Below are 26,998 nucleotides of genomic sequence, written 5' to 3'. Positions count from 1 at the left end.
GTTTGATATGACCACCGTAAGAACCCGAATCGCACCTTCCCCCACCGGCGACCCCCATGTGGGCACCGCCTATATCGCCCTGTTCAACCAGTGCTTCGCCCGCGCCCAGGGCGGCCAGTTTGTGCTGCGTATCGAGGATACCGACCAGCAGCGCAGTACCCCCGAATCGGAAAAGGCCATCCTCGACAGCCTGCGCTGGCTGGGGCTGGACTGGCAGGAAGGTCCGGATATGGGCGGTCCCCACGGCCCGTACCGCCAGAGCGAGCGCGGTGACATCTATAAGAAGTACTGCGAGGAACTGGTCGAGAAGGGTCACGCCTTCCACTGCTACCGCACCGCCGAAGAGCTGGAGCAACTGCGCGAACAGCTGCGCGAGGCCGGCCGCACCGCGCTGAAGCCGAGCGACCTGGCGCTGTCGAAGGAAGAATTCGAGAAACGTCGCGCCGCCGGCGAACCCTACGTGGTGCGTATGACCGTGCCTGAGACTGGCACCTGCGTGGTGGACGACCTGCTGCGCGGCCCGATCGAGATCGACTGGGCCCAGGTCGACGCGCAGATCCTGCTGAAGTCCGACGGCATGCCCACCTATCACCTGGCCAACGTGGTGGACGATCACCTGATGGAGATCACCCACGTACTGCGCGGCGAGGAGTGGATCAATTCCGCACCCAAGCACAAGCTGCTGTACGAATACTTCGGCTGGGAGATGCCGGTGTTGTGCCACCTGCCGCTGCTGCGCAACCCGGACAAGACCAAGCTGTCCAAGCGCAAGAACCCCACGTCCATTCTCTATTATCAGCGCGCCGGCTTTATGCCCGAGGCGCTGCTGAACTACCTGGGCCGCATGGGCTGGTCAATGCCGGACGAGAGCGAGAAGTTCTCGCTGGACGAGATGCTGGAGCACTTCGACATCCACCGCGTATCCCTCGGCGGCCCGGTATTCGATGTCGAGAAACTGTCCTGGCTGAACGGCCTGTGGATCCGCGAGCTGGAAAACGAGCAGCTGGCCGATCGCCTGACCGAGTGGATGTTCAACCGCGAAAACCTGCTGAAGGTACTGCCCCACGCCCGCGAGCGCATGGAGACCTTCGGCGACTTCGCCCCGCTGGTCAGCTTCCTCGCCGCCGGCAGCCTGGGCCTGACCGAGGAGAGCTTCAGCGGCAACAAGCTGGAGCTGGACGAGCAGAAGAAGCTGCTGCAGTTCGCCCTGTGGCGTCTGGAAGCCCTGCGCAGCTGGGATCGCGACAGCATCTTCGCCACGGTCAAGGACCTGGCCACGGCGATGGACATCAAGCTGAAGGACTTCAACGCACCGCTGTTCGTCGCGATCAGCGGCACCACGGCGTCCTTCTCTGTGATGGACGCGATGGTCCTGCTGGGCCCCGACCTCAGCCGCGCGCGCCTGCGCCAGGCGGTCGACGTACTCGGTGGCGCCGGCAAGAAGGTGCTGAAGCGCTGGGAGAAGGAGTACGCCTCGCTGGGCTGATCGGTAGGCGGGACACTCCCTCAATGCTCGGGCGGCCATCTGGCCGCCCGAATGCGTTTTGGGTCGGCCATGCGCGCATGCGGTCGCTTCTGCCCGTTTTAATTACGGCGCGGAAAATTTTTCACCAACTGTGCCCTCTGCTAAAGTGTGATCCAGATCACGGGTCGGGCTTCGGTGATTTTTAACGCCGACCGACCGGGGCAGTAAAGATTGAAGGCTTGGGAGCAGTGTTAGGCACGGAATGCCGGGCTGTGGGGGTGTACTCGGTCGACAGGCGGCAATTGCTGGAGCATGAATCCACGCGCCCGCCGGTAAACCGGCAACGATTTGAGCGCTGCGAGCGGCGCTCGTCAGTCTCCTTCCTCTCCTCTTCCTCTTTCGCCATTAACGAATCGTAGCGACACGTTGCTATGGCCAACGTGTCGATCAAAAAACAATCTGATTTGAAGGAAAAAGAAGAATGACCGCAGTAAAGAAAGCCGTAATTCCCGTTGCCGGCCTGGGCACCCGCATGCTGCCCGCCACCAAAGCCATTCCCAAGGAAATGCTGCCGATCGTCGACAAGCCGCTGATCCAGTATGTCGTCAACGAAGCGGTCGCCGCTGGCATCAAGGAGATAGTGCTGGTAACCCACGCCAGTAAGAACGCCATCGAAAACCACTTCGATACCTCCTTCGAACTGGAAGCTCAGCTGGAAAAGCGCCTCAAGCGCCAGTTGCTGGATGAAGTCCGCTCCATCGTCCCGCAGGATGTCACCGTGATCTCGGTGCGCCAGGCGGAAGCCCGTGGGCTCGGCCACGCCATCGCCTGCGCCCGCCCGGTGGTCGGTGACAATCCCTTCGCGGTGCTGCTGCCCGATGTGCTGATCGACCAGTACGCCGCTGATCTGAGCAAAACCAACCTCGCCTCGATGGTGCGGAATTTCGAAGAGTCCCAGGTCAGCCAGATCATGGTGGAGCCGGTCGCCTGGGAGGATGTGAATAAATACGGTGTGGTGGACTGCCTCGGGGCTGACCTGCACAGCGGCGGCACCGCCAAGATCGACAGCATGGTGGAAAAGCCCAGCGTCGATGCCGCCCCGTCCAACATGGCCGTGGTGGGCCGCTATGTGTTGCCCGCCGAGATCTGGGGCCTGCTGGAGAAGACCGAGCCCGGCGCCGGCGGTGAGATCCAGCTGACCGATGCCATCGACGAGCTGCTGCAGATGCAGGCAGTCGAAGCCTACCGCATCGTCGGCCGCAGCCACGACTGCGGCAGCAAAACCGGCTACATGACCGCCCAGCTGGAATATGGCCTGCATCACCCCGAAGTCGGCAGCAGCCTGCGCGACTACCTGGGCAAGCAGCAGCAACAGGCCGCCGCCGTCGCCTGATCCAGGTGGCGGGCAGGGCACGGATGCCCGAATTAAGCGCTGAAAAGCGGCCGGCGCAGGGGGCATCCCCGGGCCTTCCCAAGCTCCGGGTACCAAAGCCGACGCCCCGGTCGCTAACTATTTGATTAAAAAGTTATTTTTCTTGTTGACAGGCGTCCCCGCATTGTTAAAATGCGCCCCGCTTTCGACGGAAAGCACACCAATTTGGGGCTATAGCTCAGCTGGGAGAGCGCCTGCCTTGCACGCAGGAGGTCAGCGGTTCGATCCCGCTTAGCTCCACCAAATACGAAAAAGGCCGCATCCGAAAGGATGCGGCCTTTTTCGTATTTGGTATTAGCTGCGAGAGCGAGGCAAAGCCCCGGTTCACAAGGAGCCGCAAAGCGGCGACGCAGAGCGCCCGCACGGGCGACCCCGAAGGGGTGAGCGGGCAGCGCCCGCGAATCATCCCGCGCCCCGATATCAGAATCTCGTGCTGCAGTACCTAGAGGCGGTCTCGAACCGCAGGAAGGGCCTGATTTCGAAAGGGTGCGGCCTTTTTCGTATTTGGCAAAGCTGCGGGCTCGAGGCAAAGCCCCCGGTTCACAAGGCACCGCGTAGCGGTGCCGCAGAGCGCGCGGAGGCCGGGCTGGCGCACCAGCGACCCCGAAGGGGTGAGCGGGCAAAGCCCGCGAATCATCCCGCGCCCAGATCTAGCCGCAGGCACAGGTGCCCGAAAGGATGCGGCCTTTTTCGTATTTGGCCGCAGCTGCGGAATCGAGGCAAAGCCCCGGTTCACAAGGCACCGCGCAGCGGCGACGCAGAGCGCCCGCACCGGCGACCCCCGAAGGGGTGAACGGGCGTAGCCCGCAAACCATCCCGCGCCCCAATCAAACAAACACCACCACCCACCCAAAAACCCGAATGCATTGGGTGCCAGCCAAACTTCTGGGATAATTTCCCGCACCAAGAAGGCGTGTAAGAAGCGGGCGGTCTTGGCAATGACCAGGACGGCGACGGAACCCTATGACACTGACCCAGTTATTTGTAGCCATTATCTTTGCAGTGGTAATCGGCTCACTGATCTTTACGCGGTTTCGCCCCTCGCTGATTTTCGCCTCGGCGGCGGGAGCCTGTTTCCTGAGTGGCATAGTGCCGGCAGAGTCGGTACTGCAGAAGGGTGCCAACCCCGGCCTGGTAACGCTGGTGGCGCTGTTGCTGGTCTCCGTGGGGCTGGAACGGGCGCGCTGGCTGCGGGCCGTCTCCGACAAGCTGATCAACGGCTCATTGAAAGGCAGCCTGCTGCGGCTCACCACGGCCACTGCGCTGAGTTCTGCGATCCTCAATAACACCGCCGTCGTGGCTGCGCTGGCGTCCAGCGTGAAGACCCAGCGGCGCTACCCGGCGGCCAAGCTGCTGATGCCGCTGTCCTACGCCGCCATTCTCGGCGGCACCCTGACCCTGATCGGTACTTCCACCAACCTGATCGTCAACAGCTTTGTGCTGGACCGCGGCCTGCCCGGGCTGGAGTTTTTCGCTTTTCTGCCGGTCGGCCTGGCCGCAGTCATCGTCGGGCTTGTAGTGCTGATGCTCACCAACCGCCTGTTGCCTGAAGGGCAGGTAGCGGAAGAGCCGGTGACCGAATACCTGCTGGAAGCGGAAGTCGTCGCCGATTCGCCGCTCGACGGCAACACGGTGGAGCAGAACCAGCTGCGCCAGCTGGAAACCCTCTACCTGATTGAAATCGTGCGCGGTGGGCAGGTGATCAGCCCGGTGGCGCCGACGGAAGTGATTCGCTCCGGCGACAAGCTGATTTTCAGTGGCGACGTGCGGGATCTCGGCCGCCTGCAGGAAATCCAGGGCCTGCGCCTGTTCGCACTGGAAGACGAGAAGCTGGACCTGCACCTGACCGAAGTGGTGATCACGCCCAACTCCAGTATTCTCGGCCAGTCGCTGAAGAGCTGTAATTTCCGCACCCGCTTCGATGCGGCGGTGGTTGCCATGCGCCGCGGTGGTAAAAGGCTGTCCGGCAAGCTCGGCGAGATCGAACTCGAAGCTGGCGATGCGCTGCTGCTGGCCGTCGGCGCCGACTTCAAGCACCACCTGAATATCGACAAGAACTTCTATGTCATCAGCGGCACCAAGGTGCAGCGGGAACTCTCCCGGCGCGACAACTGGCTGCTCGGTATCGGCTTCGCCGCGGTGGTGGCCGGTGCGGCTCTGGGTTATTTCTCGTTACTCAAAGGCCTGGTCCTGTTGCTCGGTGGCATGATTGGCCTGGGGATTGTCTCCACCACCGAATTGCAGCGCCGCTTCCCGTTCCAGATCTGGCTGATTATTGCCAGTGCACTGGTACTGGCCGAGGCCTTTGCCGGCAGCGGGCTGGCGGATGGGTTGGCCGATGGCCTGCGCTATCTGCTGCACGACTGGGGGCCCTTTGCCGCGCTGGTGGGTATCTTCCTGCTAACGCTGGCACTGACCGAGCTGATGACCAACAACGCCGCCGCCGCACTGACCTTTCCACTGGCCTGGAGCCTGGCGGAGAGTTTCGGTGTGAGCTGGATGCCGTTTGTGATGGCGGTGGCCTACGGAGCCAGCGCCAGCTTCCTGACACCGTTCGGCTACCAGACCAACCTGATGGTGCAGAACCTGGGCGGCTATCACCTGCGCGACTTCGTACGCGCCGGCCTGCCGCTGACCATCGCCTATTCGGTAACGGTGCTGGTACTGCTACCGCTGGTATTCCCGTTTACCAGCTGAGCCCAGGCCTGAAGGTTCGATTTAGCGGCCGCTTCATGTGTCGTCATACCGGCGCATGCCGGACTGCGAAGGCATGGATGCCGAAGCGAGCACGCGCAAAGCGCGTGGCCCGTAGGGTGTGGTGCAGGAGCACCACCTAATCCAGTTTCGTGGCACTGGGTTCCGGTACCGGATCAAGTCCGGCACAGGCTCTGCGCCGGAATGACGACAAGGTGCTCTAGGGGCTAACGAGCCCGCTCCACCTTCATAAACCTAGCCATCCAAGCCACCGCCAGACACAACATAAAGTACAGCGCCGTCGCCGGTGCCTGCAGGTGGAAGTCGGTGGCCAGCATCATCAGCTCGGCGATAATCGCCATCACCGCCGAAAAGGCCATGCCCTGCATCAGGCTGTTGCGCCGATTGCGCAGCGCGGAGAAGGCCAGGGCCAGGCTCCACAGCACAACCGCACCCAGCAGCAGCGTCGCCGGCAGGCCGAACTCGATCGCGAACTGCAGATAGTCGTTGTGAGCCAGGTCGTAAAAGGTCTGGATGCCCGGCCCCTTCACACTGGGGAAAGTCGAATAGAAACTGCCGCCGCCGGTACCCGCAATCGGGTGCTGCTCGATCAGCGTCATGCCGTACTGGTTGACCTCGTCGCGGGTTTCCTGAGCAAAGCTGGTGTTTTCCAAGCGGTCGCGCAGTTTGTCCACACCGAACCAGCTGCCGACGATAAACAGGTCGATCACCAGCAGGCTCGCCAGCAGCACCGTCAGGCTGCGGCTCTTCTTGCGGATCAGCAGCAGGCCAAGCACGCCGGTAATCGAGAGGCTGGCAAAGAAGGCGGTGTTGGCCATGCGTGAGTAGGACATCACCAGGCCGATCACCATCATCGCCAGGCACAGCCGCACCACCGCCTTGCCGTTCAGCAGCATCGCCAGTGTGCCGCGCAGCATTTCCTTGATTGACAGCGCCTTGCTCTTGCTCAGGCTGGCAATCAGCAGGCCGATGCCCAGGCACAGGCACAGCACCAGGAAGTTGCCAAAGTGATTCTTGTAAACGAAACCACCGGTGGCAATGTGGCTGTTGGGCAGGCCCAGCCCCCAGCTTGTCTCGGCGCCAGACAGTGCCATCAATACGCCGTAAAACGCCTGGAAGGTACCGGTCAGCACCACCACCAGCGCCAGTGTCTTCAGCCGCTGGGCGGAATTCACCAGCGCCAGCAGCAGAAACAGCAGGCACCAGTAGCTCAGGCCTTTCAGCAGGCCGACATGGGTGTGGTTCAGGTCCAGCGACAGGGTGCCGGTCGCGGCCTGTGGATTGGCGGCAAGATAGTGGGCGGCGGTATCCGGGGCAATGGATTGCAGCAGGCCCATCGGCAGTGGCATCTGCTGCAGCGCCACCCACAGCTGGAATACACCGAATATCACCAGCAGCGGCAGGTAAGGGCGCAGTGAATGCAGGCGTGGTGAGTAAGTGTTAACCAGCAGCCAGCCGCCCATCAGCCCGAAAGACCAGATCTCCAGCAGCGCCCAGGCCCAGGGGCGGTGGGATCCCAGCGGAATCGGCAGCCAGAACAGCAGCGCCAGCAGCCCATAGAAGAGGCCGCGCTCAAGGCGCTCGATGCGGTGACTGTGGGTGGGGTTGGCGGTGGGCATGGTCGGGTACAAGTACTTCAATCAAATTTGTGTGGAGTGTCTTGTCCCTTTGCACACTCTTAAAGCGTTTATTGCAGAAACAAAAAAGGCCCGCAAGGGCCTTTTCTGCAACGCGGCTGCGTCTTAGTTCTTGGAGGCCCCAGTACCGCCACCACCAACGCCACCACCACCGAACGCGGCGGGTGGTTGGGGGGGCAGGGCAACCGGAGCCGGTGCAGTGGAAGTACCACCGCCAACAAGGGCTGAGCCACCAGCGGCAGTCGGGGCAGAAACGCTACTGGCATCGGCACCACCGGCCACGGCTGCGGCTACTGCCTGCTGCGGGTCCACGCCGGCTGCGGCTGCGGCGTTAACAATTTCCTGCGCCTTGGAAGGCTCGGCGGCAATGGCCGCCGCGATGATCGCATCGGCTTTTTCCGGCGCGGTGGTAACCGCCTGCTTAACGGTTTCCTCGATGCTCAGGCCATCTACCAGGCCGTGGGCGATCACGTGTTCCATGGAGTAACCGGCCTTGATAAAGCCCTCCACGCTCGCGTTCGCAATACCACTGAGCAAGCTGGCGCTCAATGCGATTCCCCAAATAGTCTTGTTCATGACTGCTCCTTTGTGTTCTTCTCAGTGGTCATATCCCCAAAGATGGGCCTGATTGTACCGGCACTACTGTAAATGGGAAGAGTACACAACTCAGTTGTTAACAGATTCCCAAATTTTCTGAAAATACTGGTTTAAAAACAAACGATCTGGTACTGGCTGGTAATTCTGGTCACTGTTTTGCAGCGTATTGCCAGTGTTTATTCGCTGGTTTCCAGCGCTGTAACCGCACGCGGATTGGGTGACCGGTCAGCGAAATAGCACCATTGATTTACCCCGTTACTTTCCGCCCGGCGCAGGGCGAAATCCCCGTCGTCGATGATTTCCTGCAGCGTGCGTGCAGGATCAACCGGCACTATGCCGATAGTCGCAAAACCATGGCGATGCAGCTCAGCAGTCTGCGTGTTAAATGCATCGCTCAGCTGTTGCGCAATTTCGCAAACCGCCTCCTCGCCGCCAAACATACCCAGCAGGGCCAGCTCGTCTGTGTAGGTATGGAACGGATAACAATCGCCGGGCTCAGTCGCGCTCCCCGCGCTTTCCAGTTCTAGTAAGTGCTCACCAAAATGGCGGCGCAGCGCCATTGCCGCTGCTTCAACATAGTCATCCGCTGCCCAGCGGCCCAGCGTACGGGTCGCATCACCGAGGCTGGAAAGGTGTATCAACAACAGATGGTACTGGTCGGTAGCGGCCGCAGCTGGTTGTTCCCCTGCTGTATGCAGTAATGACTGCAGCCGCCGATTAAGTGCATGCAAATTGCCAAAGCCGGTCTGCTCATCAAGCTGCGCCTGCTGGCGCTGCGTGTCGATTTCGCTGTGCAGAGATTCAAACTCGGCAGCAAGCAATTGTTGCTTCTGTTTCGCCCAGCGCCACGCCAGCGCCACCGCCAGTGCAGACACCGCCAGCCCCAGCCCGATAAACCCCAGCGTCAGCCGCCACAGTTGCTGGTAAGCCAGCGCCGGGTGCGCGCTTACCGAAACGCTCGCCACCCGATCCCAGCCATTGTGAATAAAGGCACTGGCTTCCGGCGGCTGCAGCGGCAGCATCTCAGTAAACAGCGCCGGCACGCGGGCCTGGATTTCCCCCAGGCGGTGTTGCAGCATCGGATCGCCACCGGTATCGCGCAGCACAACCGCGGAGTAATTACCGTCCTGCACCAGCGCCGTCATCATCGTGTCCGCCGTCAGCAGATCCCCCTCGGCAATATACGGCTGCAACGCCAGTGCCAGTGCATTGGCGCCATCCTGCGAGTAAGCGCGCAGCTGGTGCTGCAGGTAATCCCGCGTAGTGTCGATCGCCAGCCACAGAGTCGCCCCCAGCAGCAAGCCAATGACCAGCAGTAGCCTGGCGATTATTCCCTGAAACAGTCCCAAGGCTGCATTCCTCTTAGGTGTTACCTATTAAGTATGAAAAGTGAAGAAGCGAGACTCAGACTCCTCCACAAATCCCCCGAACCAACCCCGCAACCACTTCGTCGTCATACCGGCGAACGCCGGTATCCAGGGCTACAGCGCCCATAGCCAACCGCCCAACCAACCCTATAGCTTCACCGCCCAACGCCGCTCTTAAATCAATCGTCATACCGGCGAACGCCGGTATCCAGGGCTACAGCGCCCCCAACCAACCGCCCGCACCACACAAACCCCAATCACCTAAACCTCCCCAACAACAAACCCTCACTCCCCAATCTCCCGCCGCATCCTCTCCACCAGGTCCTCCCACATCAAAGACCCACTATGATCCCGCACCTTCCGCTCCGGCGAATCCGGCCGGTTCAACCACAAACCGGAAGAGTTAAAGCTATAAACCGGCTCCAGATCCGCCCGCTCCCCCGCCGGCTGAATCGCATTGGTCAGGTTATCCAGCACCAGCGGCGCCTGTCCTTCTTCTATATATAGAAGCACCATATGCGGCTGATTCAGCAGGCGGGCATTCACGTACATCAGCCGCAGCCTGTCCGCCGGCACCTCCGCTGCCTGCAACGTGAACAGTTTGGCAATGGCAAAGTCTTCACAGTCCCCGCCGTTAGAGGCCAGAAACTCCGCCGGCGTGGCCCAGTAATCAGCCAGCCCCCAGTGCTCCGCATCCTCCACAAAGGGAACCCGGTTTAAAAACTGATTCACATGCCGTAACCGCAGCCGCTCACTGGCACTCTGCTGGTTGCCCAACAGCTTGTTCCACTCCAGCAACCGCCACACGGCGCCCTTCCCATAGCGGGCGCTCATCTGCTCGAGCAAGGCGGGCGAGAGGAGGGGGGAGGAAGAAGGCAGCGCGCGCCCCGCCACCAGCAGCCCGCACGCGAAAGTGCACAGCAAGGCAGCCCTGGCCACCAAAGCGGCCACAGCAGAGCGAGACATTAACCGCTGCAACAGAAACCTATTCATTGAGGCTGTACAAAAAATCCGCAGGTGTTTGTGATCACAACTGACCCTGCGGGAATCGCAGGGCCTCTCGTAACCCGTAGCGGCATAAGTGTGGCAATAGAAAAGACAAGCGATGGGAGGCCTGGAGCCAAGAGGGGGCTTGCTGTGCCAAAACAGCACGCAACCTCACCCGAGGCGGAGAAAGGAATGCGCCGGAGCACAGGGGGCACCTAATTACCCCAAAGGGGGTATGGACCTTCAGTGGTCTAGCACGAATAGCTCTCTGCAGAAACGCTCAAAAAACAAGCGCCATTACACGCCATTACAAGCGCTTGGCAGTGAATGCCAGTGGCTGTAAAAAGGTCACAGATTTCTTTGACATGAATTACCGGTTTGGTAGAGTGTGACGCCTGTCACAAGTCGTGAGTGGCCCGATTGGGGGATTGGGTCGCAAGCGAAAGCGGCGCTAGGCGAAGAAGGATCGGTGACAGGTCAGGAAAGCCAGATTGGGGGGCTTCCATTCCAAGTTGAGTGGAGGTGCTGGGGGGCACGTCTTCGTATCCTTTCTTACTGCCGCGTGGGCATCATTGCCCTATTGTCGGCTGCTGCCAGTCTTCTTTCTTTTCCTGTTTCTCTCGCTCATGCCAGGACAAAACCGTGCCTGCAAGAATGCATGCCGTGCTTTCCAGCATGGCTGCCGTCGCTCGATTTAATCATGGCAGAGGTCAATCAGCCGCTGGAGAACGGATTCCCGATGCCGCTTTAGGTATGCCCAGCTGCTACTCGACCCAAGACATTATTTGTTAAGAGAAGCCCTTAGGCGCATACGGAACTAACAAGAATGAAGGTATTGGTTGTATTCGGAACCCGCCCGGAGGCCATAAAAATGGCCCCGTTGGTGAAAGCATTGCAAAGCGATGATCGCTTTGAAGCTCGTGTATGCGTGACTGGGCAACATCGCGAAATGCTCGATCAGGTTCTCGAGCTTTTCGACATCACTCCGGAATACGACCTGAATATCATGAAAGCAGGTCAAGACCTGTACGACGTTACCTCCCGTATTCTGCTCGGTTTGCGGGACGTATTCTCTGAATTCAAGCCGGATCGCGTGTTTGTGCACGGCGATACCACTACCACCCTATCAACGACTCTCGCGGCCTATTACCAGCAAATTCCTGTTGCCCATGTCGAAGCAGGGCTGAGAACCGGCAATATCTATAGCCCCTGGCCGGAAGAAGCCAACCGCAAGCTGACGGGTGCGATTGCCCAGTACCATTTCGCCCCAACTGAGCGCTCTCGTGCAAACCTCCTGAAGGAAGGCGTAAGTAATGAACGGATTGTTGTCACCGGCAATACCGTCATCGATGCACTGCTGGAGGTGGTAAAGAAAATCGACAGTGACGAAGCTTTACGTTCGGCTCTGGAATCACAGTTCCCTTTCCTCGAGCCGGGTAAAAAGCTGGTGCTAGTGACCGGGCACCGCCGAGAGAGCTTCGGCGCTGGCTTTGAAAATATCTGCCATGCCATTAGAGAAATCGCCGGCCGTGATGACGTGCAGGTGATCTATCCCGTCCACCTGAACCCCAATGTTCAGGAACCGGTCAACCGCCATCTCAGCGACTTGAGCAATGTCCATCTGATCAAACCTCTCGACTACCTGCCCTTTGTCTACTTGATGAGTCGGGCCCACATCCTGCTCACGGACTCTGGCGGCATCCAGGAAGAAGCACCGTCACTGGGGGTGCCTGTACTGGTGATGCGCGATACCACCGAACGCCCGGAAGCAGTGGAGGCCGGAACTGTAAAACTGGTCGGAACCGATATTCAGAAAATCGTCACTGCAGTTGTGGAGTTATTGGATCACGAATCTGCCTACGAACGAATGAGTTACGCCCACAACCCCTACGGCGATGGCGCTGCTTGTCAAAGAATTATCGAAGGAATCGCGAATAATGATTAAGAGCTCAGAATTCAAGCGCGTTTCTGTAATCGGCTTGGGCTATATCGGCCTGCCGACTGCGGCTGTGATTGCCTCGCGCGGAATCGAAGTGATCGGTGTTGATGTTAGTCAAAAGGCTGTAGATACCATCAACTCAGGCAAGATCCATATTGTGGAGCCCGACCTTGATATCGTCGTTCACGGTGTAGTCAATACTGGAAAGCTCCGGGCGACGTTGATTCCGGAGCCTGCCGACGCCTTTATGATTGCTGTGCCGACCCCCTTTAAAGAAACTCCTGATGGGGACTCCAAAGAGCCTGACCTTTCCTACATACAGGCTGCGGCTAGATCTATTGCTCCGGTGCTGGAAAGGGGTAACTTGGTCGTTCTAGAATCCACATCGCCGGTAGGGGCTACAGAGCAGTTGGCTTCCTGGCTGCAGGAGGAGCGCCCGGACTTGACATTTCCGCAGTCCAAAGGCGACGCCGCAGATATCAAGGTGGCCCACTGCCCGGAGCGAGTACTGCCCGGTTATGTTCTTCAAGAACTGGTTGCCAACGACCGTGTGATCGGCGGCATGACCAAAGCTTGTAGTGAGAAAGCAATAGAGCTTTACCAAACATTTGTAAAAGGGGAGTGCATCGTCACCAACTCCCGTACTGCAGAGATGACAAAGCTCACCGAAAACTCCTTCCGCGATGTGAATATTGCATTTGCCAATGAACTTTCGATTATTTGCGATAAATTGAAAATAAATATCTGGGAGCTGATCGGCCTCGCCAATCGTCATCCGCGAGTAAACATTCTCAATCCAGGACCAGGTGTAGGCGGCCACTGCATAGCGGTAGATCCCTGGTTTATCGTAAGCAGCTGCCCTGATGACGCCAAGCTGATCACTCAAGCGAGGCACACCAACGACGCTAAACCGCATTATGTAGTTGAGCGCGTGATCAAGGCGGCCGACGAACTTAAGCGGCCGGTCATTGCGTGCCTAGGGCTCGCCTTTAAGGCAGATATCGATGATCTACGCGAAAGCCCAGCATTGCAAATAGTGGAAAAATTGGCGGAACAAAATATTGGACAGCTCATTGCAGTTGAGCCCAATATTGAAAAACTCCCAGACTTAGTTGCCAGTAAAGGCGTTGCAATTGCACCGCTCGAGCAAGCGCTTGAAAAAGCCAATATAGTTCTCATTCTAGTGGATCACCAAGAGTTCAAAATGCTTGATAGAACGCACCTTGTGGAAAAAGTGGTGATTGATACGCGAGGGATTGCGACTTGAAAATGCAAAATAGCCCCACCTCGTGGGCCTTAATAAAGGCGGATCTTTATCGACACACTGGTCGTTATAGTTTTCCGTTACTGATAAAAAACCTACTTAATTCTAATAGATCGTTCAAATATACATTTTGGTTTAGGTGTCTAAGAAGTGAGTCTCTATTTGTACGAACATTTGCTAGGTTTATGCACCATCAACTTTCAGTAAAGTACTCAATCAAAATCCCAAAGGAAACAGAGGTTGGCGCTGGCCTGTATCTCGGTCATGCGAGCTCTATAATTATCCATCCAACTGCAAAAATCGGTAAAAATTGCAATTTAAGTCAGTTCACAACAATTGGCTCTAATCATGGTAAGGCCGCTACCATCGGGGACAATGTCTATATTGGGCCAAATGTATGCATTGTTGAAAATGTTATTGTTGATGATTCAGCTATTATCGGTGCGGGAGCAGTTGTCGTAAAGAATATCTCACGAGGATATACGGCTGTTGGGAATCCAGCCCGCCAATTTCCTACCAAATTCTCTGCGTGCTATATACAGAATCCAGTCTAAATTCGATGATGAAGAAGGTTTTGTTGGTTGTCCCCCTGTCAACTCTTAATTGGGGAGAAAAGAATGCTGGTGGCGTAGACTCCGTATGCCAAGTCATCATTAAATATCTCGGTGATCGAGAAAAAACTAATTTATATTATCGTATATTGGCCATCGATCCTTTTTCCTGTGTGAGTTATTCAGGGGACGTTCTAAAGTTGTCGCCATATGTAGAGGTTGTCCTTTGCCCAAAAAATGAGTCGATTTTTGGGTTTAAGATGCCTAGCTTAATCACTAACTTATTTCGGGTCAGGAGGCAGGTTAGAGATTTCCAGCCAGACATTGTGCATGTTCATGAGGCGCAGTGGTTAATTGCTATTTCAAAAAAAATCAGAAGAATAGCAACGATTCATTCCTACAAAAAAATATGTAGAAAATCAGTATCACTGATTAATGATATTGTTTATGAGCGAATTATTCCTAGGGTTTCTGATATTTTTACTGACGCTTATACCTGCGTTGGGTGGGATCTGAGCGTTGCATTAGAATGCGATGTCCAAAAACCAATATCTCTTATTGGTAACCCTGTCGATGAAGCATATTTTACGCCTGGTGAGGATTCGAAGTGCGAAGAAGTGAGATTAGTAACTTGCGCCCTAATAAGTAGACGCAAACGAATAGATCGGGCTATAGAGTTATTGTCGGTATTGAAAAAATCAGGCTGGAAGGTGTCCCTGACCGTGATCGGTCCCAATGTAGATCCTGATTACTTCTCTCAATTAACTCAGCAGTTAAAATCAAGCGGATTGCTACACGATGTTATTTTTACGGGTGCGTTATCCCAGTCAGAAATAATCGAGAGATATAGGGAATCTTCCGTTGGAGTATTCTATTCTGAACAAGAAACCTTCGGGATGGCTCCGTTGGAAATGTTGGCAGCAGGGTTGCCCTTATTGACAACTCCAGTTGGGGTGTTGGGTTATCTCCGTCATGACTTTGAAAAGGTAGGCGTAAAGTTTGTTGATGGCAAAGACTTGTCTCAACAAGTGCAGAAGTTAACTAGTTTGCTTGGTTTTAACGATAATCAAGCTGCGGTTTATCTTCGAAATAAGTTCTCTGTTTCAGGCATTTGCCAAGAATATGAGAGTTTATATTGATCGCTTAAAAAGCGACCTATATTTTTTGTGTGGCCGCATGTGACTTTCAGGTAAAGCTAGTGTTACAAAAAACAACGCTCTATGTGATAGAAAGATTGGTAACTATTTTTACTGGCTTAGCTGCGTTTGTCATTTTGGCAAGGGTGTTTGGGCCAACCCAGGTTGGATCTCTATCAATAGTTCAAGCTGCATCTGCGGCTTTAATTTTTTTAGTTACGCTGGGGTTGGATCGTTTCATCGTCAAAAGTTTAGTGGAAACTCCTGAGTGTTCTTCTCAAATCATTTTCACTGTTGCAATTATTAGGTTTGGGGGTTGGTTACTATATTCTACTGGCCTATACGTCACAGTGTTGTGGATTGGCCAAACGCCGGAATTACTAATAATCGCGGCAATTGAAGCTGTCACTGTATTGATGGTGCACCTAATTAGTTTAAAGTGTCAGTTTGAAGCAAAGGGTAAAGCCAAAGAGTTGGCATTCTCGCTGATAGTATCTAGGTGTATCGGTTTTCTGTATTTAATTATTAGCGCATATTACAGTTGGAGCTTTGTAATGACGTGTATTTTCTTGCCGTTGCAGAGTTTTGTACGCTTGATATACCTCTTCTTTATCTTTGTTAAAAGTAAAGAAGAGCATGTGCCCCCCAAGTTTAGTTCTGCTTGGGCCCGTAAGCACCTCCGTTTGGCGGCTCCTCTGATGCTATCTAGTGCTGTTTTCCCTTTATTTATGCAGATGGATGTCTTGATGATTGCTCATTTTTATGGAGAGCATGAGGCAGGGCTTTATTCTGGCCCGATGAAAATAATCACTCAAGTGGGTTTTTTGGGAGTGGCAATAATGTCTGCCTTCTTCCCCGTGTTAGTTGAAAAGCATGAGAGTGATAAGAGTAGCTTCGACGAACTTGTTTCAGTGCTGGGAAAGGCGCTTTTCCTTTTTTCGATAAGTGCAGCGGCAATTCTTCTTGTATTTTCTGGGGGAATTATTGAGGTGCTTTTTGGTTCGGAGTACGAACCAGCAAAGCTGGTGATGATGATATTATCTCCGATTGCAGTATTTCTTATATCTTCGAAGCTCTATTCTTCTTTAATGATTATATATGGAGTTGCAAGATATGAGTTGCCGAAAGCGCTACTCGCGGTTGCACTGAATATTGGATTGAACTTAATGTTGATACCGGCATATTCGATAAATGGGGCTGCGATCGCTTCGCTGATCTCCTATTTTATTGCTGACTTTCTATTTTATTTTCTGGTCAGTCGACTTTCATGTGTCGCGGGCGTCATTCGCGCCTCTATGTACAGCCTGGCTAATCCGATATCTACAGCGACTAATATTCTTAAGGTGAAGTTTTGAAAATTGCGGCAGTGGTATCGACAATTGAGTTCCAGAATCGAGCTACGATTGAAGCAATATCTAAAAATTACAAAAATATTGAGGTTTTTGTTAAGAGAAATATTACCGATTTTTTTAAGCCAAAGACTCAATCAGAGTTTGTGAAAATAAATTATATCTATTCGATTTTTCCTGAGAAGCTTAGGCGTTTTTGGTTGCTGTCGTTCATAGAGTACCTTGTTGCTCATATTTTTATTCGGCCTGAATTTAAAAAATTTGATGTTGCGCTTCTCACTAACACACACGTCGCATACTTGATTCCTATTCTTAAAGGAAAGCGTATCGTGTCTCTTTTCGTTGATCCATATTTTTTGATGAATGGAGGAAAAACAAAAGAGGACGAAAAGACGATGGCTTTGTCTTCTCAGATTCTACTTTGCACTAGTAAGTTGCTGGCATCTGATTATTGTCGGAAGTATCTTGGTGTTGATGTCGAAGGTATTTATTGGCCTAACACTGTAGATATATCTCGGTGGGATCTGAGAAACTTTAAAAATAATGCAATTCAGTCTGGCGACTACGTGTTTGGTTATGCCGGCAATATGAATGAAATTACGATTGATATTCCTCTTGTTGAAGCATTGGTTGCCTCCTTTCCCGATACCGAATTTCGATTTGCGGGGAAAATAAACTTTTCTAAAAAAAACGATAAAGAGAAGTTTGTAAAAATATTTGCACGTGAAAACGTTACTTATCTTGGGATGATTCCATATACTGAAATTCAGCGGGAGGTTTCCAAATGGGATGTTTGTTTGATGCTCGACAAGCAATATGAATTGTCAAGATATGTACATCATAATAAGGTCTATCAGTATCTAGCCTTAGGTAAGGTTGTGGTCGCCACTAAGACCCATAACGATTATGACAGCCTTTCCGAAGAGATTTTTGAGTCTTCCGGCATCGATGATTTTTTGAGTAATGCGCGCATAGCTCTGGGTCTGGCTAGAGATGTCAATAGAGTCTCTAAAAGAGTTGAGTTAGCAATGTTAGAATCTTCTGAGGAGCGCGCAAAGAAGTTTATGGAAATTTTAGATTCAAAATTTCAATAAGTGTTTCGGGGTGGCCGGGATGCTTAGTTATATTTGTCGATTATTTCTACATGATAAAATGTAAAAAATAATTGTATTTAGTTGGCGGTAATTGGACGTTATTTTGAGCTGTGATTAGGCTTAAGGTGTAACTAATGAGTGGGTTTTTTTTGTTCCGTTACATTGTGCTTGTATTGCTGAGCTCATTTTTTTTTGGTGCTTATTTGCTAGAAAGTTTAGGTGTTAAGTATGTTTCTGAAGGTGGCTCAGCCATCGCTAAGATTCACTTTGCATCATACTTGACAATGTTCATATTCGGATTGCTTTTCCTTCGTGTTGGGTATCGAAAAATATTGGGCAGTTTGGGTCCTTACGGTGCGAGTTGGTCGACTTCCGTCTGTGCAATAACGTTTGTTATTTTTTATGGGTTGGCTAGGTCAGGTACTTCTGGGTTGGCGTATCTTGTTGATACGTTTTTAACTCCCTTATTGATAATTCCAGTAGTTGCAGTGTTAGATGATAGCTATAAGAATAAGTTAATAAAAATACTCGCCTACTTGCTTTTGATTAATTCCATTGTAGCATTGTTGGAATTTGTGGTGGGGAAAGGTATTGCGCTTATTGATTTTTCGTCGTACTTTCGATCCACCGCATTCCTATCCCACCCCCTAAATAATGCACTAATTACTGCATCTTTGGCTCCTGTCTTGATGGATAAAACAAGGCTGGCGCCAGGTTTGTATTTTTCCGTCGTTTTTTTGGCGCTATTTGCTTATGGCGGTCGCGCCGCCATGGCCGTTTTTATGTTGTTTTCATTTGCTTCATTAATATATAAGTCTAGCCGCGTAATTTCTGGTGCGGTTCGTTTTAACTTTCAAAAATTTGCTTATATGCAGTTTATTTATGGCTTGGCATTTTTGGGCGTTTTAACTCTAGTTATAGTTACCCCTGTGGGAAATAGAATATTTAACAGCCTGTATATTGATGCTAGTGCTCAGGTTAGATTTGACATCTTCTTTCTGCTGGAGAAGTTGTCTTTAGTTGAATGGTTTTTAGGCGCAAAACAGTCTCTTCTTAATAATGTAGATTTTTATATTGGGGTAAATGTAATTGAAAATTATTTAGTAGCGTGGATTTTGAGTTTTGGAGTAGTGGGGGCGGGGTTGCTGCTGTTTGCTACATACCGGTTGCCTCTTCGTTTGGTGTCCTATGGTGATTGGGCTATGGGGGTTTCGCTACTTAGTTTTATAATTATCTCGTTGACTAATAATTCGTTGTCGGCAAAGACCCCAGCTCTTCTGTTTCTTATGGTCACATTGTTTTGTCTTAGTTGCGATCGAAATAGGATGGGACGCAAAATTAAGACTTCTTGTGAAAATTGTGGTGTTGCTAGTCAAGGCGCAAGCGCGCGACCTAGCGCACAGGATGCTCGTTAATGTTTGATAGCCTGCTCTATAAAAGTTCGCCTTTTTTCATCCAAAGCCTTCTTATTACCATAAGGGCGCTAATACGAAGAATGATTAGAGATAATGGCGCTACTAAAAAGTTGTTTAAGCAGATTGAGGAGCATGAGAGATCGGCTAAGGCATTGAATAGCTATGTGCAAAAAAGCTTACGCCATGCAATTGGCAATGCAGTAAGTAATGTCGAATTTTACTCTAAATTAGGTCTGGCAAATTCAGCTAATCTTGATCAATTTGGCTTTATTACCAAAGATGACGTTCGCTCTAACCCAGACAGCTTTAAGAGCTCTGTCGAGCCTAGAATCATCGTCAACGGATCCACTAGCGGAACATCTGGAGCACCTTTGTTAGTTCCTCAGTCGCTGGGGTCAGTGATCCGCGAGCAGGCCTTTGTTGCTCGAATGCTGAAGTGGTGTGGGTTTGAAAAAGGCGATAAACGAGCTTGGCTTCGTGGCGATATGATGGTCCCCATCGCGCAGAGTAAACCACCTTATTGGCGTTATTCATGGTGCGAAAATATGATCATGCTGTCGTCCTTTCACATGAGTAAGGAAGCGTTGCCTTTGTATATAGAAGCAATGGTGAATTACGGTGTGGATGTGATCCAAGCGTATCCCTCATCAATAGTAACGCTTGCGAAGTACCTTGAATCTGTCAAGCAATATTATCCTGGAAGCTTGAAGTCGATAGTGACTTCTTCTGAAACTCTTTCATGTGAGGACAGACAATTAATTGAGCAGCGGTTTCGCTGCAAGGTGTTTGACTGGTATGGCCTTTTTGAGCGTGTGGCGGCGATAGCGAATTGCGAGCACGGTCGATACCATGTGCTTTCAGACTATTCTTTCGTAGAGTTCCTTAGTGTCGGCAACGGGTTGCACGAGATTGTTGGGACGAATTTCAATAACCATTATTTTCCGCTTATTCGATACAGAACAGGAGACTTGGTCGTATTTTCAGGTGAAAATCAATGTCCGTGTGGTCGTGTCTTTCCGATCGTAGAGAAAGTTGTTGGTCGCATGAACTCGGATGATTACGTTTACGGGTCGAATGGTGCCAAGATTAGTGCGTTAGGTGATTGTCTCAAGGGAGTCATCGGTCTTATAGATGCTCAGTTTGTCCAGGAGAAAGTTGGCGAGGTTGATGTGTTAGTGCTTGTCAACGAATTATTTGACTTCAAGCAGCAAGCTATTCTTTTGTCTAATGTGCGAAATAGATTGGGTAAAGGGGTGACTGTGCGATTGAAAAAGGTGGAAAAACTTTTGAGAACAAATAGCGCCAAGCAACCTAGGGCGATTTGTAATGTCGATTAATGGCTCAATGAAGCAGAAAATAAATTTAATGGTTGGTACGAACATTAGAGGGATGGGTGGGATTGCTTCAGTTTTAAATGTCTACCATGATGCTGGGTTTTTTAGTAAGTGGAATGTTCGATTAATCCGAAGCCATGGCGGAGCCGATAAAGTTGGCAGGGTGAGAGCTTTGCTGTTGTACGCATTTTCACTGATAAAAATTACGATGTATCTTATTTTTAGAGACGTCGGCATAGTTCATGTTCATATGGCTTCCAGAGGTAGTTATCTGAGAAAGTCAATAGTGGTCAGGTTGGCCAAATTTTTTGGGAGCAAGGTTGTTGTACATTTGCATGGTGCTGAATTTCGTAAATTTTACTCTGAAGAATGCAGTTTGAGCCGGAAGGCGCATATATTGCGCACATTCGAGATGGCAAGCGCAGTTGTTGTTCTGTCGAGTCAATGGGCTGTATGGGTGCGAAATTTGCTTATTAATAATAAAGAGCATGTCCGCGTCATTTATAACTCCGTGCCCGAGTTGAGGCTTGATGAAGAAAAAAAACAAGCTGGACTGGTCGTTTTTATGGGCCGCATAGGCACGAGGAAGGGAACGCTCGATTTGCTGTATGCTTTTGCTAAGGTTAGGCAAGCTTGCCCAGAAGCTACGCTGGTTCTTGCTGGCGATGGAGATATTTCTGCTTGCAGAGATCTTGTGACAGAGTTGGGTTTAACTGACAGTGTTAATTTCTGCGGTTGGATATCCGGTAAAGATAAGCTCGAGCTGTTATCTAAGGCAGATATTTATTGCCTCCCTAGTTACAATGAGGGGCTTCCAATGGGTATTCTTGAAGCAATGTCGGCAGGTGTCCCGGTTGTGGCATCTCGGGCAGGCGGTATTCCTGATGCTATTACACATATGCGAGAAGGCATACTAATAGAGGCTGGCGACATTGATGGCCTGGAAAGAGCCTTAACGGATTTGATTCGAAATAGAGAGCTTAACCGTCGTTTAGCAGAGTTTGCAAGTATTAAATATACCACATGTTTTAGTATTGAGGCTGTTATTCCGCAATTAAATGGTCTCTATTCTGAGCTGCTAAATGAGGCCGATTAGTGAACAATTTCGATTTCGTCGCTGCTTCACTTCTTGATCAGGCTAAGGCAGACAAGTTTTCTGGGTATGATCCCTTTGATGGGTTGAACAGTAAGTTGTTTGACGTTTTGCCGGTGCTGCGCTCCGGCCCCTTGGGCTTGGCTTGGATTCAGTTTTTTAAGCGGTCCCCGTTTAATTTTCGCACGTTGCTGTGTGTGCCTAAGCGACGAAACCCCAAAGGGATAGCGTTATTTATATTGGGAATGCTAGAGGACTTTGATCGGACCAAAGACGCCAATTATTTACAGCAGGCAACTGACCTTGCGGAATGGCTGTTACAGCAGCAGTGCGATCGGACAACTTGGCAGCATAGCTGTTGGGGTTACCATTTTGATTGGAATGCGCGTGCGTTTTTTGTTCCCAAAGGTAAGCCGAACGTAATTACCACAATTTATGTGGCACAGGCGCTTTATGCGCTGGCGAAGGTAACGGGGGAGAGCAAGTTTCTGCAGTCGGCACTGGATGCCGGGCATTTCATTGTTAAAACGCTTTACACGGAGGCTGAAGGACGCTGCTTTTTTGCTTATATTCCCGGTGAGGTCGCTTTTGTACACAATGCGAGTTTATGGGCTGCCGCTTGGGTGGCTATTGTCGCTCGCGACACGGAAAACGCGGTCTATCGCGAGTTGGCACTGAAGGTTGCCAGACAATCAGTAATGGAGCAGGCGGAGGATGGTTCCTGGGTTTACGGGGCACGCCACCACCACCAGTTTATCGACGGGTTTCATACCGGTTATAACCTTGAGGCGTTGGATCTTATACGCCGCTCGCTTGAGGTTTCCGAATTTGATAACTCTATTGACAAGGGATTCGCCTACTACAAGCGCGTTTTCTTTGAAGAGGATGGTACGGCAAAGTACTATCACGATAATCGCTATCCATTGGATATGCATTCGGTTGCACAGGCGGTGCTAACGCTGATCAAGGTTGGGGGGCGCGAGGAAGATCTTGCGCTGGCTGATAGGATCATACGGCGAGCTTTAGATACGCTTTATCTTCCTCGTCAGGGGCGGTTCGTTTATCAGAAAACAAAAAGATTTACTAACCGAATCAATTACATGCGTTGGACCCAGGCGTGGGTGTATTACTCTTTTGCGGCTTTTAATAACTCATTGAAAAAACAATAACTAATGAAAGAGATCAAATTTTTGGGTGCGCCCATGTTGAGCGCATCCATGGCAGATACTGTCAATCACATCGAATCGAAGATTGCTGCTGGCGAGTTTCTGCAGCACGTCGTCGTCAATGTCGCCAAACTGGTCAATATGCGTAAGGATCGCGAGCTGGCGGAGTCGGTAAACGCTTGCGATGTCATCAATATTGACGGAATGGGCGTGGTATGGGGAGCCCGCCTCTGTGGTCACCACGTCCCAGAGCGGGTGGCAGGCGTAGACCTGTTTCATAACCTACTGGCGATGAGTGCAAGGCGAGGGTTTCCCATTTACCTGCTAGGTGCGAAGCACGAGGTGGTCGCCAAAACGACTGATGTGGTGAAGGAGATGTATCCAGGGCTGGATGTTGCGGGCTACCACCACGGTTACTTCTGGGACGATGAAGCGGCAGTCGTCCAGGCGATTCGTGAGTCTGGTGCAAAACTGTTGTTTGTAGCAATTACCTCCCCCAAAAAAGAGAACTTCATTAATAAGTGGAAGGACCAGCTTGGGGTGGATTTTGTGATGGGGGTCGGAGGGACCTTTGATGTAGTCGCCGGCAAGGTCAAGAGGGCACCAGTTTGGATGCAGAATGCGGGGTTGGAGTGGCTTTACCGTGTTATTCAGGAGCCCGGCCGTATGTGGAAGCGCTATTTAGTGACTAATAGTCGCTTCGCATGGTTATTGGTTAAGGAGCGATTCAGGGGCGCGAGAACCGAAGCCTCTTAGATGGTTATCAAGTAGCCACAATATTCGTTCCATGTTCGTGAGACTGTATCCCGGAACAAGTGCGGGATGACGACAGAAGTCTATTTCGAAGTTGTGCTGCAAGCCACCTCAGGTTCGGATTCACCTTGGGTTGTGTGCTCTCACCTTGGCGCCGTGCCCTAAAGGGCATCTTAGAAGCGGCCATGGTTAATTAGCGCAGCTGTAATGCGCTGTAATGGAAATAGCCCCTCCGGGGTATTTCTTTGAGGTACTGTCGCGTGTTAGTAATTGTCTTTAGAGGGCTGTTTCTGTTGGTCCTGGGTGTGGCGCTTTTTGCCGGACTGAAAGCGCAGCCTGTTCCTCAAGTGGTTTCACACTTTGACTTAATGTTGCATTTCGGTGCTTTTGCCGCGTTGAGTGCCCTGTGGTTGTTGGGCTTCTCCCGGCGCTGGTGGTTGCCGGGGCTTGTTTTTTTACTGGTGGTGGGTGCCGCTATTGAGCTCTGGCAGGGCTGGTTGCTGCCGGGCAGGACAGCTTCGCTGGTGGATATGTCGGCGAATTTTGGCGGCGTGCTGCTGGGGGGGCTTTCGGCTGGCATTTTTCTGAGTAAATTTTGGCCGTTGTTGACTGATAAACAGTAGTTATTCGGCAATTTTGGGGTTTTTGTAATGGATTACGCCGAAAAACATTGAACCCTGTCACATTTGTGGCATGATTTTCGCCTCAAAAATGTGCGCTCTTGCTGGAGCGTAAAACGGGGGTTGCAGCGGTGGGGACCGCTGCTAGCCGGCTTGGGGTTAGCTGGCATTGGGGATCTTTCAGGGGGATACCGTGGGGCAAGGACGGATACGCGGCCACCAGAGTAGTCTGGCTGCGCTGTACCGCTTATTGGATGGCGTACTGATTCTTGGTGCGTTGGTCCTTTGTTGCACTTTCTTTGAACAGCCATTCGATAAAGAGTGGCTGGTGGCCGGTTTGCTGGCGGCGATCGGCTTTGCGTTTATGGCGGAGTCGGTGGAGCTCTACCGCTCCTGGCGTGCGGACACCTACCTGCAGCTGTTCGGCTATACCGCCTTCTCCTGGGTGATGGTGTGTACGCTGCTGTTATTGCTGGCTTACTTCAGTAAGACGGGGCAGACCTATTCCCGCCTGGTGGTCGGCAGCTGGTTCCTGTCCACGTTGTTTATCCTGGGGGCCTGGCGTTACGTCTTCCGGTTGCTGTTGTTCTATATCCGCTCCCATGACCACAATACCCGCTCCGCGGCGATTATCGGCGTGACCGATGCCGGGCTGCGGCTTGCACACAATTTCGCGGCGGAACCCCAGTTGGGAATCCGCGTTAAGGGTTTCTATCGCGTCCCCGGTGCCGATGACGGCGGTCAGTCGTTGATGTCCTGGGGGCCGTTTAATCTTCTTGGCGATGTGGACGATGCCCTGCGCGCGGCCAAGGCCGGCGAGGTGGATCTACTCTATATCGCGCTGCCGATGCGCGAAGAGGAGCGCATCGTCGAAATTCTGCAGGCTTTCGCCGATACCACGGCGACCGTACACCTGCTTACGGACCTGTTTGTAAACAACCTCCTGCATGCGCGCTGGCACCAGGTGGGCAGCTCCAGTCTGTTAAGTGTTTACGATACGCCGATCGAGGGCTTGAACAGCTGGCTGAAGCGGCTGGAAGACCTGGTGCTGTCTTCCGTGATACTGACCCTGATTTCACCGTTGATGCTGGTGATCGCGCTGGCGATCAAATTGACCTCGCCGGGCCCGGTAATCTTCAAGCAGCATCGCTATGGCCTGGACGGGCGGCCGATCAAGGTATGGAAGTTCCGCTCCATGACGGCCCAGGACAATGGCAGCACCGTGGTGCAGGCCAGCCGCAACGATGCGCGCATTACCCCTATCGGCCGCTTCCTGCGCAAGACTTCCCTGGATGAACTGCCCCAGTTTATCAATGTGCTGCAGGGGCGAATGTCGATCGTGGGGCCGCGCCCGCACGCGGTGGCACACAACGAGGAATACCGCAGCCTGGTGGATGGCTATATGTTGCGGCACAAGGTCAAGCCGGGCATTACCGGTTGGGCGCAGGTGAACGGCTGGCGTGGTGAGACGGATACCGTAGAAAAAATGAGCAGGCGGGTGGAGCACGATCTGCACTATATCCGCCACTGGTCCCTCTGGCTGGATCTGCGCATTGTACTGATGACCGTATTTAAGGGATTTGTGGGTAAGAACGTCTACTAAGCAGACCTGAATCTGGCGAAGAAACGAGCGCAATCCTGCTTGCGCATGCCCGCTCGCCGATTGCCTGAACGCTTTGACAATATCGGTCAAAAAGTCATTACAGGCAATTACAGCCGGTGTATTTTCGGTAGTGAAAACGGCGCCGATGTGCTAGTGTGCGCAACTATTTTGAGAAGTGGTTCGCCATCCCTTTGGGGGCAATTTGGGGATGGTAATCAACGGATTTTTAAGAACTGTTGGAACAACAACGATGACAAAAGTAAGACTTTCTGCGGCGATCGGCATGATCGTTTCTATGGGGGCGGGGTCGGCACTGGCTCAGAATCAGGCGGCTTCGGTTGAACTGGGTAATGGTATCGAGTTCACGCCGACTGTGGACTTCCTGATGCAGAGCGACGATAACGTCCTTTATGCAAACGACGAGCAGATTGACAGCCTGGTTGCGGTGCTGAACCCGAGCTTTCAGCTGTCGGCGGAGAATGGGGTTTCCGCCTACAAACTGACCTACTCCCTGCGTAAGGGCGAATACTTCGACAGTGACGAGGACAACTACCTCGATCACGAGCTGGATGGCGAAGCCAAGTGGGAACTGAATTCCCGCAACCGTGTGACCCTGGCCGGCAGCTACCTGGATGGGCACGAAAGCCGCGGTACCGGCTACTCGCAGGGCTTCGGTATCCTGCTGGATGAACCCACCGGCTTTAAAGACAAAGACGTTCACGGTATCTACAGCTTCGGTACCGATGGTGCCAAGGGCCGTATCGACGTGACCGCTGGTACCAGCGAGCGCGACTACGATGGCGGTAGCATTACCCTGGACCGTGATCGCGACTCCGATTACGCGAAGCTGGGTTTCTTCTATAACGCCGGCGGCAAGACCGAGCTGCTGACCGAAATCGTGCGCCGCGATGTGGATTATGCGTTTACCCCGGCCGGCGCCGAGAGCCGTAACAGCACCGAGACCGACGTGCTGGTTGGTATTACCTGGGAAGGCACGGCCAAGACCACCGGTACCATCAAGGTCGGTTCCCGCCAGAAGAAATTCGAAAGCGCCGCCCGCGAAGATTTCACCGGCCCGCGCTGGGAAGTCGGCATTCGCTGGATGCCGCGTTCCTACAGTGCCTTCGACCTGATCACCGAGCGCCGCAGTGACGAGGCCTACGGTGTGGGCGACTTTATCGATGTGCAGCGCTACACCCTGGCCTGGACTCACGCGTGGATGGATCGCCTCACCTCCGAGGTCTCCTTCAATCGTTCCAACAACGATTACGAAGGCCTGGACCGCGTGGAGGAAGTGACCACTTCCAGCCTGAGCTTCAACTACCAGATGCAGCGCTGGCTGTCTTTGCGCGCGGGCGTGAACGTGTCCGAGCAGGACTCCTCTGGTGTTGATGCACGTTTCGAATACGACAAGAACCTGACCTTTGTCGGCTTCCAAGCCACGCTGTAACGGTGGCCTGAGGTAAATACTGGTAACCGCT

The 26,998-nt window shown here is 52.8% G+C and carries 21 protein-coding genes and 1 tRNA gene; 18 read left to right on the top strand and 4 right to left on the bottom strand.

The genetic code is table 11. From position 1 onward, the window contains the following. Window positions 1-7 precede the first annotated feature (7 nt). From gltX to BLW36_RS13445, 4 genes are all read left to right on the top strand, one after another. Complete coding sequence (gltX, locus tag BLW36_RS13460; protein WP_091389565.1) at window positions 8-1,486, top strand: glutamate--tRNA ligase; 1,479 nt, start codon at window positions 8-10, stop codon at window positions 1,484-1,486. 460 nt (window positions 1,487-1,946) lie between these two features. Further along, window positions 1,947-2,858 carry a UTP--glucose-1-phosphate uridylyltransferase GalU gene (gene galU / locus BLW36_RS13455; RefSeq protein WP_091389562.1) on the top strand — a complete coding sequence of 304 codons (912 nt, stop codon included), beginning with the start codon at window positions 1,947-1,949 and terminating at the stop codon, window positions 2,856-2,858. A gap of 206 nt (window positions 2,859-3,064) precedes the next feature. Continuing rightward, window positions 3,065-3,140: transfer RNA gene (locus BLW36_RS13450), tRNA-Ala, on the top strand. A gap of 720 nt (window positions 3,141-3,860) precedes the next feature. After that, window positions 3,861-5,594 (top strand): SLC13 family permease, encoded by a 1,734-nt coding sequence (locus tag BLW36_RS13445; RefSeq protein ID WP_091389559.1) that lies wholly within the window; start codon window positions 3,861-3,863, stop codon window positions 5,592-5,594. Window positions 5,595-5,818: 224 nt separating this feature from the next. On the opposite strand, the gene BLW36_RS13440 is transcribed toward BLW36_RS13445, so the two are convergent. The 4 genes from BLW36_RS13440 to BLW36_RS13425 all read right to left on the bottom strand — a co-directional run bounded on the left by BLW36_RS13440 (window position 5,819) and on the right by BLW36_RS13425 (window position 10,179). Further along, window positions 5,819-7,252 carry an O-antigen ligase family protein gene (locus BLW36_RS13440; protein ID WP_139304897.1) on the bottom strand — a complete coding sequence of 478 codons (1,434 nt, stop codon included), beginning with the start codon at window positions 7,250-7,252 and terminating at the stop codon, window positions 5,819-5,821. Window positions 7,253-7,354: 102 nt separating this feature from the next. Then, window positions 7,355-7,825: a hypothetical protein gene (locus BLW36_RS13435; protein WP_091389550.1), complete on the bottom strand. Its 471-nt coding sequence runs from the start codon at window positions 7,823-7,825 to the stop codon at window positions 7,355-7,357. A 197-nt stretch (window positions 7,826-8,022) separates the two neighbouring features. Further along, window positions 8,023-9,195 carry a LapD/MoxY N-terminal periplasmic domain-containing protein gene (locus BLW36_RS13430; protein ID WP_091389547.1) on the bottom strand — a complete coding sequence of 391 codons (1,173 nt, stop codon included), beginning with the start codon at window positions 9,193-9,195 and terminating at the stop codon, window positions 8,023-8,025. A 303-nt stretch (window positions 9,196-9,498) separates the two neighbouring features. Continuing rightward, a complete protein-coding gene (locus tag BLW36_RS13425) occupies window positions 9,499-10,179 on the bottom strand; it encodes a transglutaminase-like cysteine peptidase (RefSeq protein ID WP_170833217.1) in 681 nt (226 codons plus the stop codon). A gap of 847 nt (window positions 10,180-11,026) precedes the next feature. Between BLW36_RS13425 and wecB the strand changes: the two genes are divergently transcribed. The 14 genes from wecB (at window position 11,027) to BLW36_RS13360 (ending at window position 26,967) form a co-directional block, all read left to right on the top strand. After that, window positions 11,027-12,145 (top strand): non-hydrolyzing UDP-N-acetylglucosamine 2-epimerase, encoded by a 1,119-nt coding sequence (wecB, locus tag BLW36_RS13420; RefSeq protein ID WP_091389540.1) that lies wholly within the window; start codon window positions 11,027-11,029, stop codon window positions 12,143-12,145. Beyond that, window positions 12,138-13,406, top strand: a complete 1,269-nt coding sequence (gene wecC, locus BLW36_RS13415) for a UDP-N-acetyl-D-mannosamine dehydrogenase (RefSeq protein WP_091389537.1) — start codon at window positions 12,138-12,140, stop codon at window positions 13,404-13,406. The genes wecB and wecC overlap by 8 nt, the downstream gene beginning before the upstream one ends. Before the next feature lie 182 nt (window positions 13,407-13,588). Beyond that, complete coding sequence (locus BLW36_RS17630) at window positions 13,589-13,957, top strand: serine acetyltransferase (protein ID WP_280140358.1); 369 nt, start codon at window positions 13,589-13,591, stop codon at window positions 13,955-13,957. A 5-nt stretch (window positions 13,958-13,962) separates the two neighbouring features. Further along, a complete protein-coding gene (locus tag BLW36_RS13405; RefSeq protein ID WP_244506258.1) occupies window positions 13,963-15,093 on the top strand; it encodes a VpsD family glycosyltransferase in 1,131 nt (376 codons plus the stop codon). A gap of 59 nt (window positions 15,094-15,152) precedes the next feature. After that, on the top strand, window positions 15,153-16,445 hold the full coding sequence (locus tag BLW36_RS13400) for a flippase (protein ID WP_139304896.1): 1,293 nt from the start codon (window positions 15,153-15,155) through the stop codon (window positions 16,443-16,445). Continuing rightward, window positions 16,442-17,533 (top strand): glycosyltransferase family protein, encoded by a 1,092-nt coding sequence (locus BLW36_RS13395; protein WP_091389531.1) that lies wholly within the window; start codon window positions 16,442-16,444, stop codon window positions 17,531-17,533. Before BLW36_RS13400 ends, BLW36_RS13395 begins: the two co-directional genes overlap by 4 nt. Window positions 17,534-17,667: 134 nt before the next feature. Beyond that, on the top strand, window positions 17,668-18,948 hold the full coding sequence (locus BLW36_RS17220; protein ID WP_139304895.1) for a VpsF family polysaccharide biosynthesis protein: 1,281 nt from the start codon (window positions 17,668-17,670) through the stop codon (window positions 18,946-18,948). After that, a complete protein-coding gene (locus BLW36_RS13390) occupies window positions 18,948-20,285 on the top strand; it encodes a phenylacetate--CoA ligase family protein (protein ID WP_091389528.1) in 1,338 nt (445 codons plus the stop codon). The genes BLW36_RS17220 and BLW36_RS13390 overlap by 1 nt, the downstream gene beginning before the upstream one ends. Then, window positions 20,275-21,378 (top strand): glycosyltransferase family 4 protein, encoded by a 1,104-nt coding sequence (locus tag BLW36_RS13385; protein ID WP_244506257.1) that lies wholly within the window; start codon window positions 20,275-20,277, stop codon window positions 21,376-21,378. Before BLW36_RS13390 ends, BLW36_RS13385 begins: the two co-directional genes overlap by 11 nt. Then, window positions 21,378-22,544 carry an aspartate-semialdehyde dehydrogenase gene (locus BLW36_RS13380; RefSeq protein ID WP_091389526.1) on the top strand — a complete coding sequence of 389 codons (1,167 nt, stop codon included), beginning with the start codon at window positions 21,378-21,380 and terminating at the stop codon, window positions 22,542-22,544. Before BLW36_RS13385 ends, BLW36_RS13380 begins: the two co-directional genes overlap by 1 nt. Window positions 22,545-22,547: 3 nt before the next feature. Then, window positions 22,548-23,297: a WecB/TagA/CpsF family glycosyltransferase gene (locus BLW36_RS13375; protein WP_091389524.1), complete on the top strand. Its 750-nt coding sequence runs from the start codon at window positions 22,548-22,550 to the stop codon at window positions 23,295-23,297. Between the two features lie 257 nt (window positions 23,298-23,554). Further along, window positions 23,555-23,917 carry a VanZ family protein gene (locus BLW36_RS13370; RefSeq protein WP_211567208.1) on the top strand — a complete coding sequence of 121 codons (363 nt, stop codon included), beginning with the start codon at window positions 23,555-23,557 and terminating at the stop codon, window positions 23,915-23,917. Window positions 23,918-24,107: 190 nt separating this feature from the next. Then, entirely contained in the window at window positions 24,108-25,517 is a 1,410-nt protein-coding gene (locus tag BLW36_RS13365) for an undecaprenyl-phosphate glucose phosphotransferase (RefSeq protein ID WP_091389520.1), read from the top strand. 250 nt (window positions 25,518-25,767) lie between these two features. Then, window positions 25,768-26,967, top strand: coding sequence for an outer membrane beta-barrel protein (locus BLW36_RS13360; RefSeq protein WP_170833216.1), 1,200 nt, complete (start codon window positions 25,768-25,770; stop codon window positions 26,965-26,967). Window positions 26,968-26,998: the final 31 nt, after the last annotated feature.

The sequence above is a fragment of the Microbulbifer marinus genome (genome assembly GCF_900107725.1).
Lineage (GTDB): Bacteria > Pseudomonadota > Gammaproteobacteria > Pseudomonadales > Cellvibrionaceae > Microbulbifer > Microbulbifer marinus.
Note: the sequence above shows the minus strand (reverse complement) of the source record. Positions and strands in the feature narration are given on the sequence as shown.

Bases quoted from the DNA above. Each gene is read 5' to 3' on its own strand.
- gltX (WP_091389565.1), top strand. From the start codon at position 8: ATGACCACCGTAAGAACCCGAATCGCACCTTCCCCCACCGGCGACCCC.
- galU (WP_091389562.1), top strand. From the start codon at position 1,947: ATGACCGCAGTAAAGAAAGCCGTAATTCCCGTTGCCGGCCTGGGCACC.
- BLW36_RS13445 (WP_091389559.1), top strand. From the start codon at position 3,861: ATGACACTGACCCAGTTATTTGTAGCCATTATCTTTGCAGTGGTAATC.
- BLW36_RS13435 (WP_091389550.1), bottom strand. From the start codon at position 7,825: ATGAACAAGACTATTTGGGGAATCGCATTGAGCGCCAGCTTGCTCAGT.
- BLW36_RS13425 (WP_170833217.1), bottom strand. From the start codon at position 10,179: ATGTCTCGCTCTGCTGTGGCCGCTTTGGTGGCCAGGGCTGCCTTGCTG.
- wecB (WP_091389540.1), top strand. From the start codon at position 11,027: ATGAAGGTATTGGTTGTATTCGGAACCCGCCCGGAGGCCATAAAAATG.
- wecC (WP_091389537.1), top strand. From the start codon at position 12,138: ATGATTAAGAGCTCAGAATTCAAGCGCGTTTCTGTAATCGGCTTGGGC.
- BLW36_RS17630 (WP_280140358.1), top strand. From the start codon at position 13,589: ATGCACCATCAACTTTCAGTAAAGTACTCAATCAAAATCCCAAAGGAA.
- BLW36_RS13405 (WP_244506258.1), top strand. From the start codon at position 13,963: ATGATGAAGAAGGTTTTGTTGGTTGTCCCCCTGTCAACTCTTAATTGG.
- BLW36_RS17220 (WP_139304895.1), top strand. From the start codon at position 17,668: ATGAGTGGGTTTTTTTTGTTCCGTTACATTGTGCTTGTATTGCTGAGC.
- BLW36_RS13390 (WP_091389528.1), top strand. From the start codon at position 18,948: ATGTTTGATAGCCTGCTCTATAAAAGTTCGCCTTTTTTCATCCAAAGC.
- BLW36_RS13385 (WP_244506257.1), top strand. From the start codon at position 20,275: ATGTCGATTAATGGCTCAATGAAGCAGAAAATAAATTTAATGGTTGGT.
- BLW36_RS13375 (WP_091389524.1), top strand. From the start codon at position 22,548: ATGAAAGAGATCAAATTTTTGGGTGCGCCCATGTTGAGCGCATCCATG.
- BLW36_RS13360 (WP_170833216.1), top strand. From the start codon at position 25,768: ATGACAAAAGTAAGACTTTCTGCGGCGATCGGCATGATCGTTTCTATG.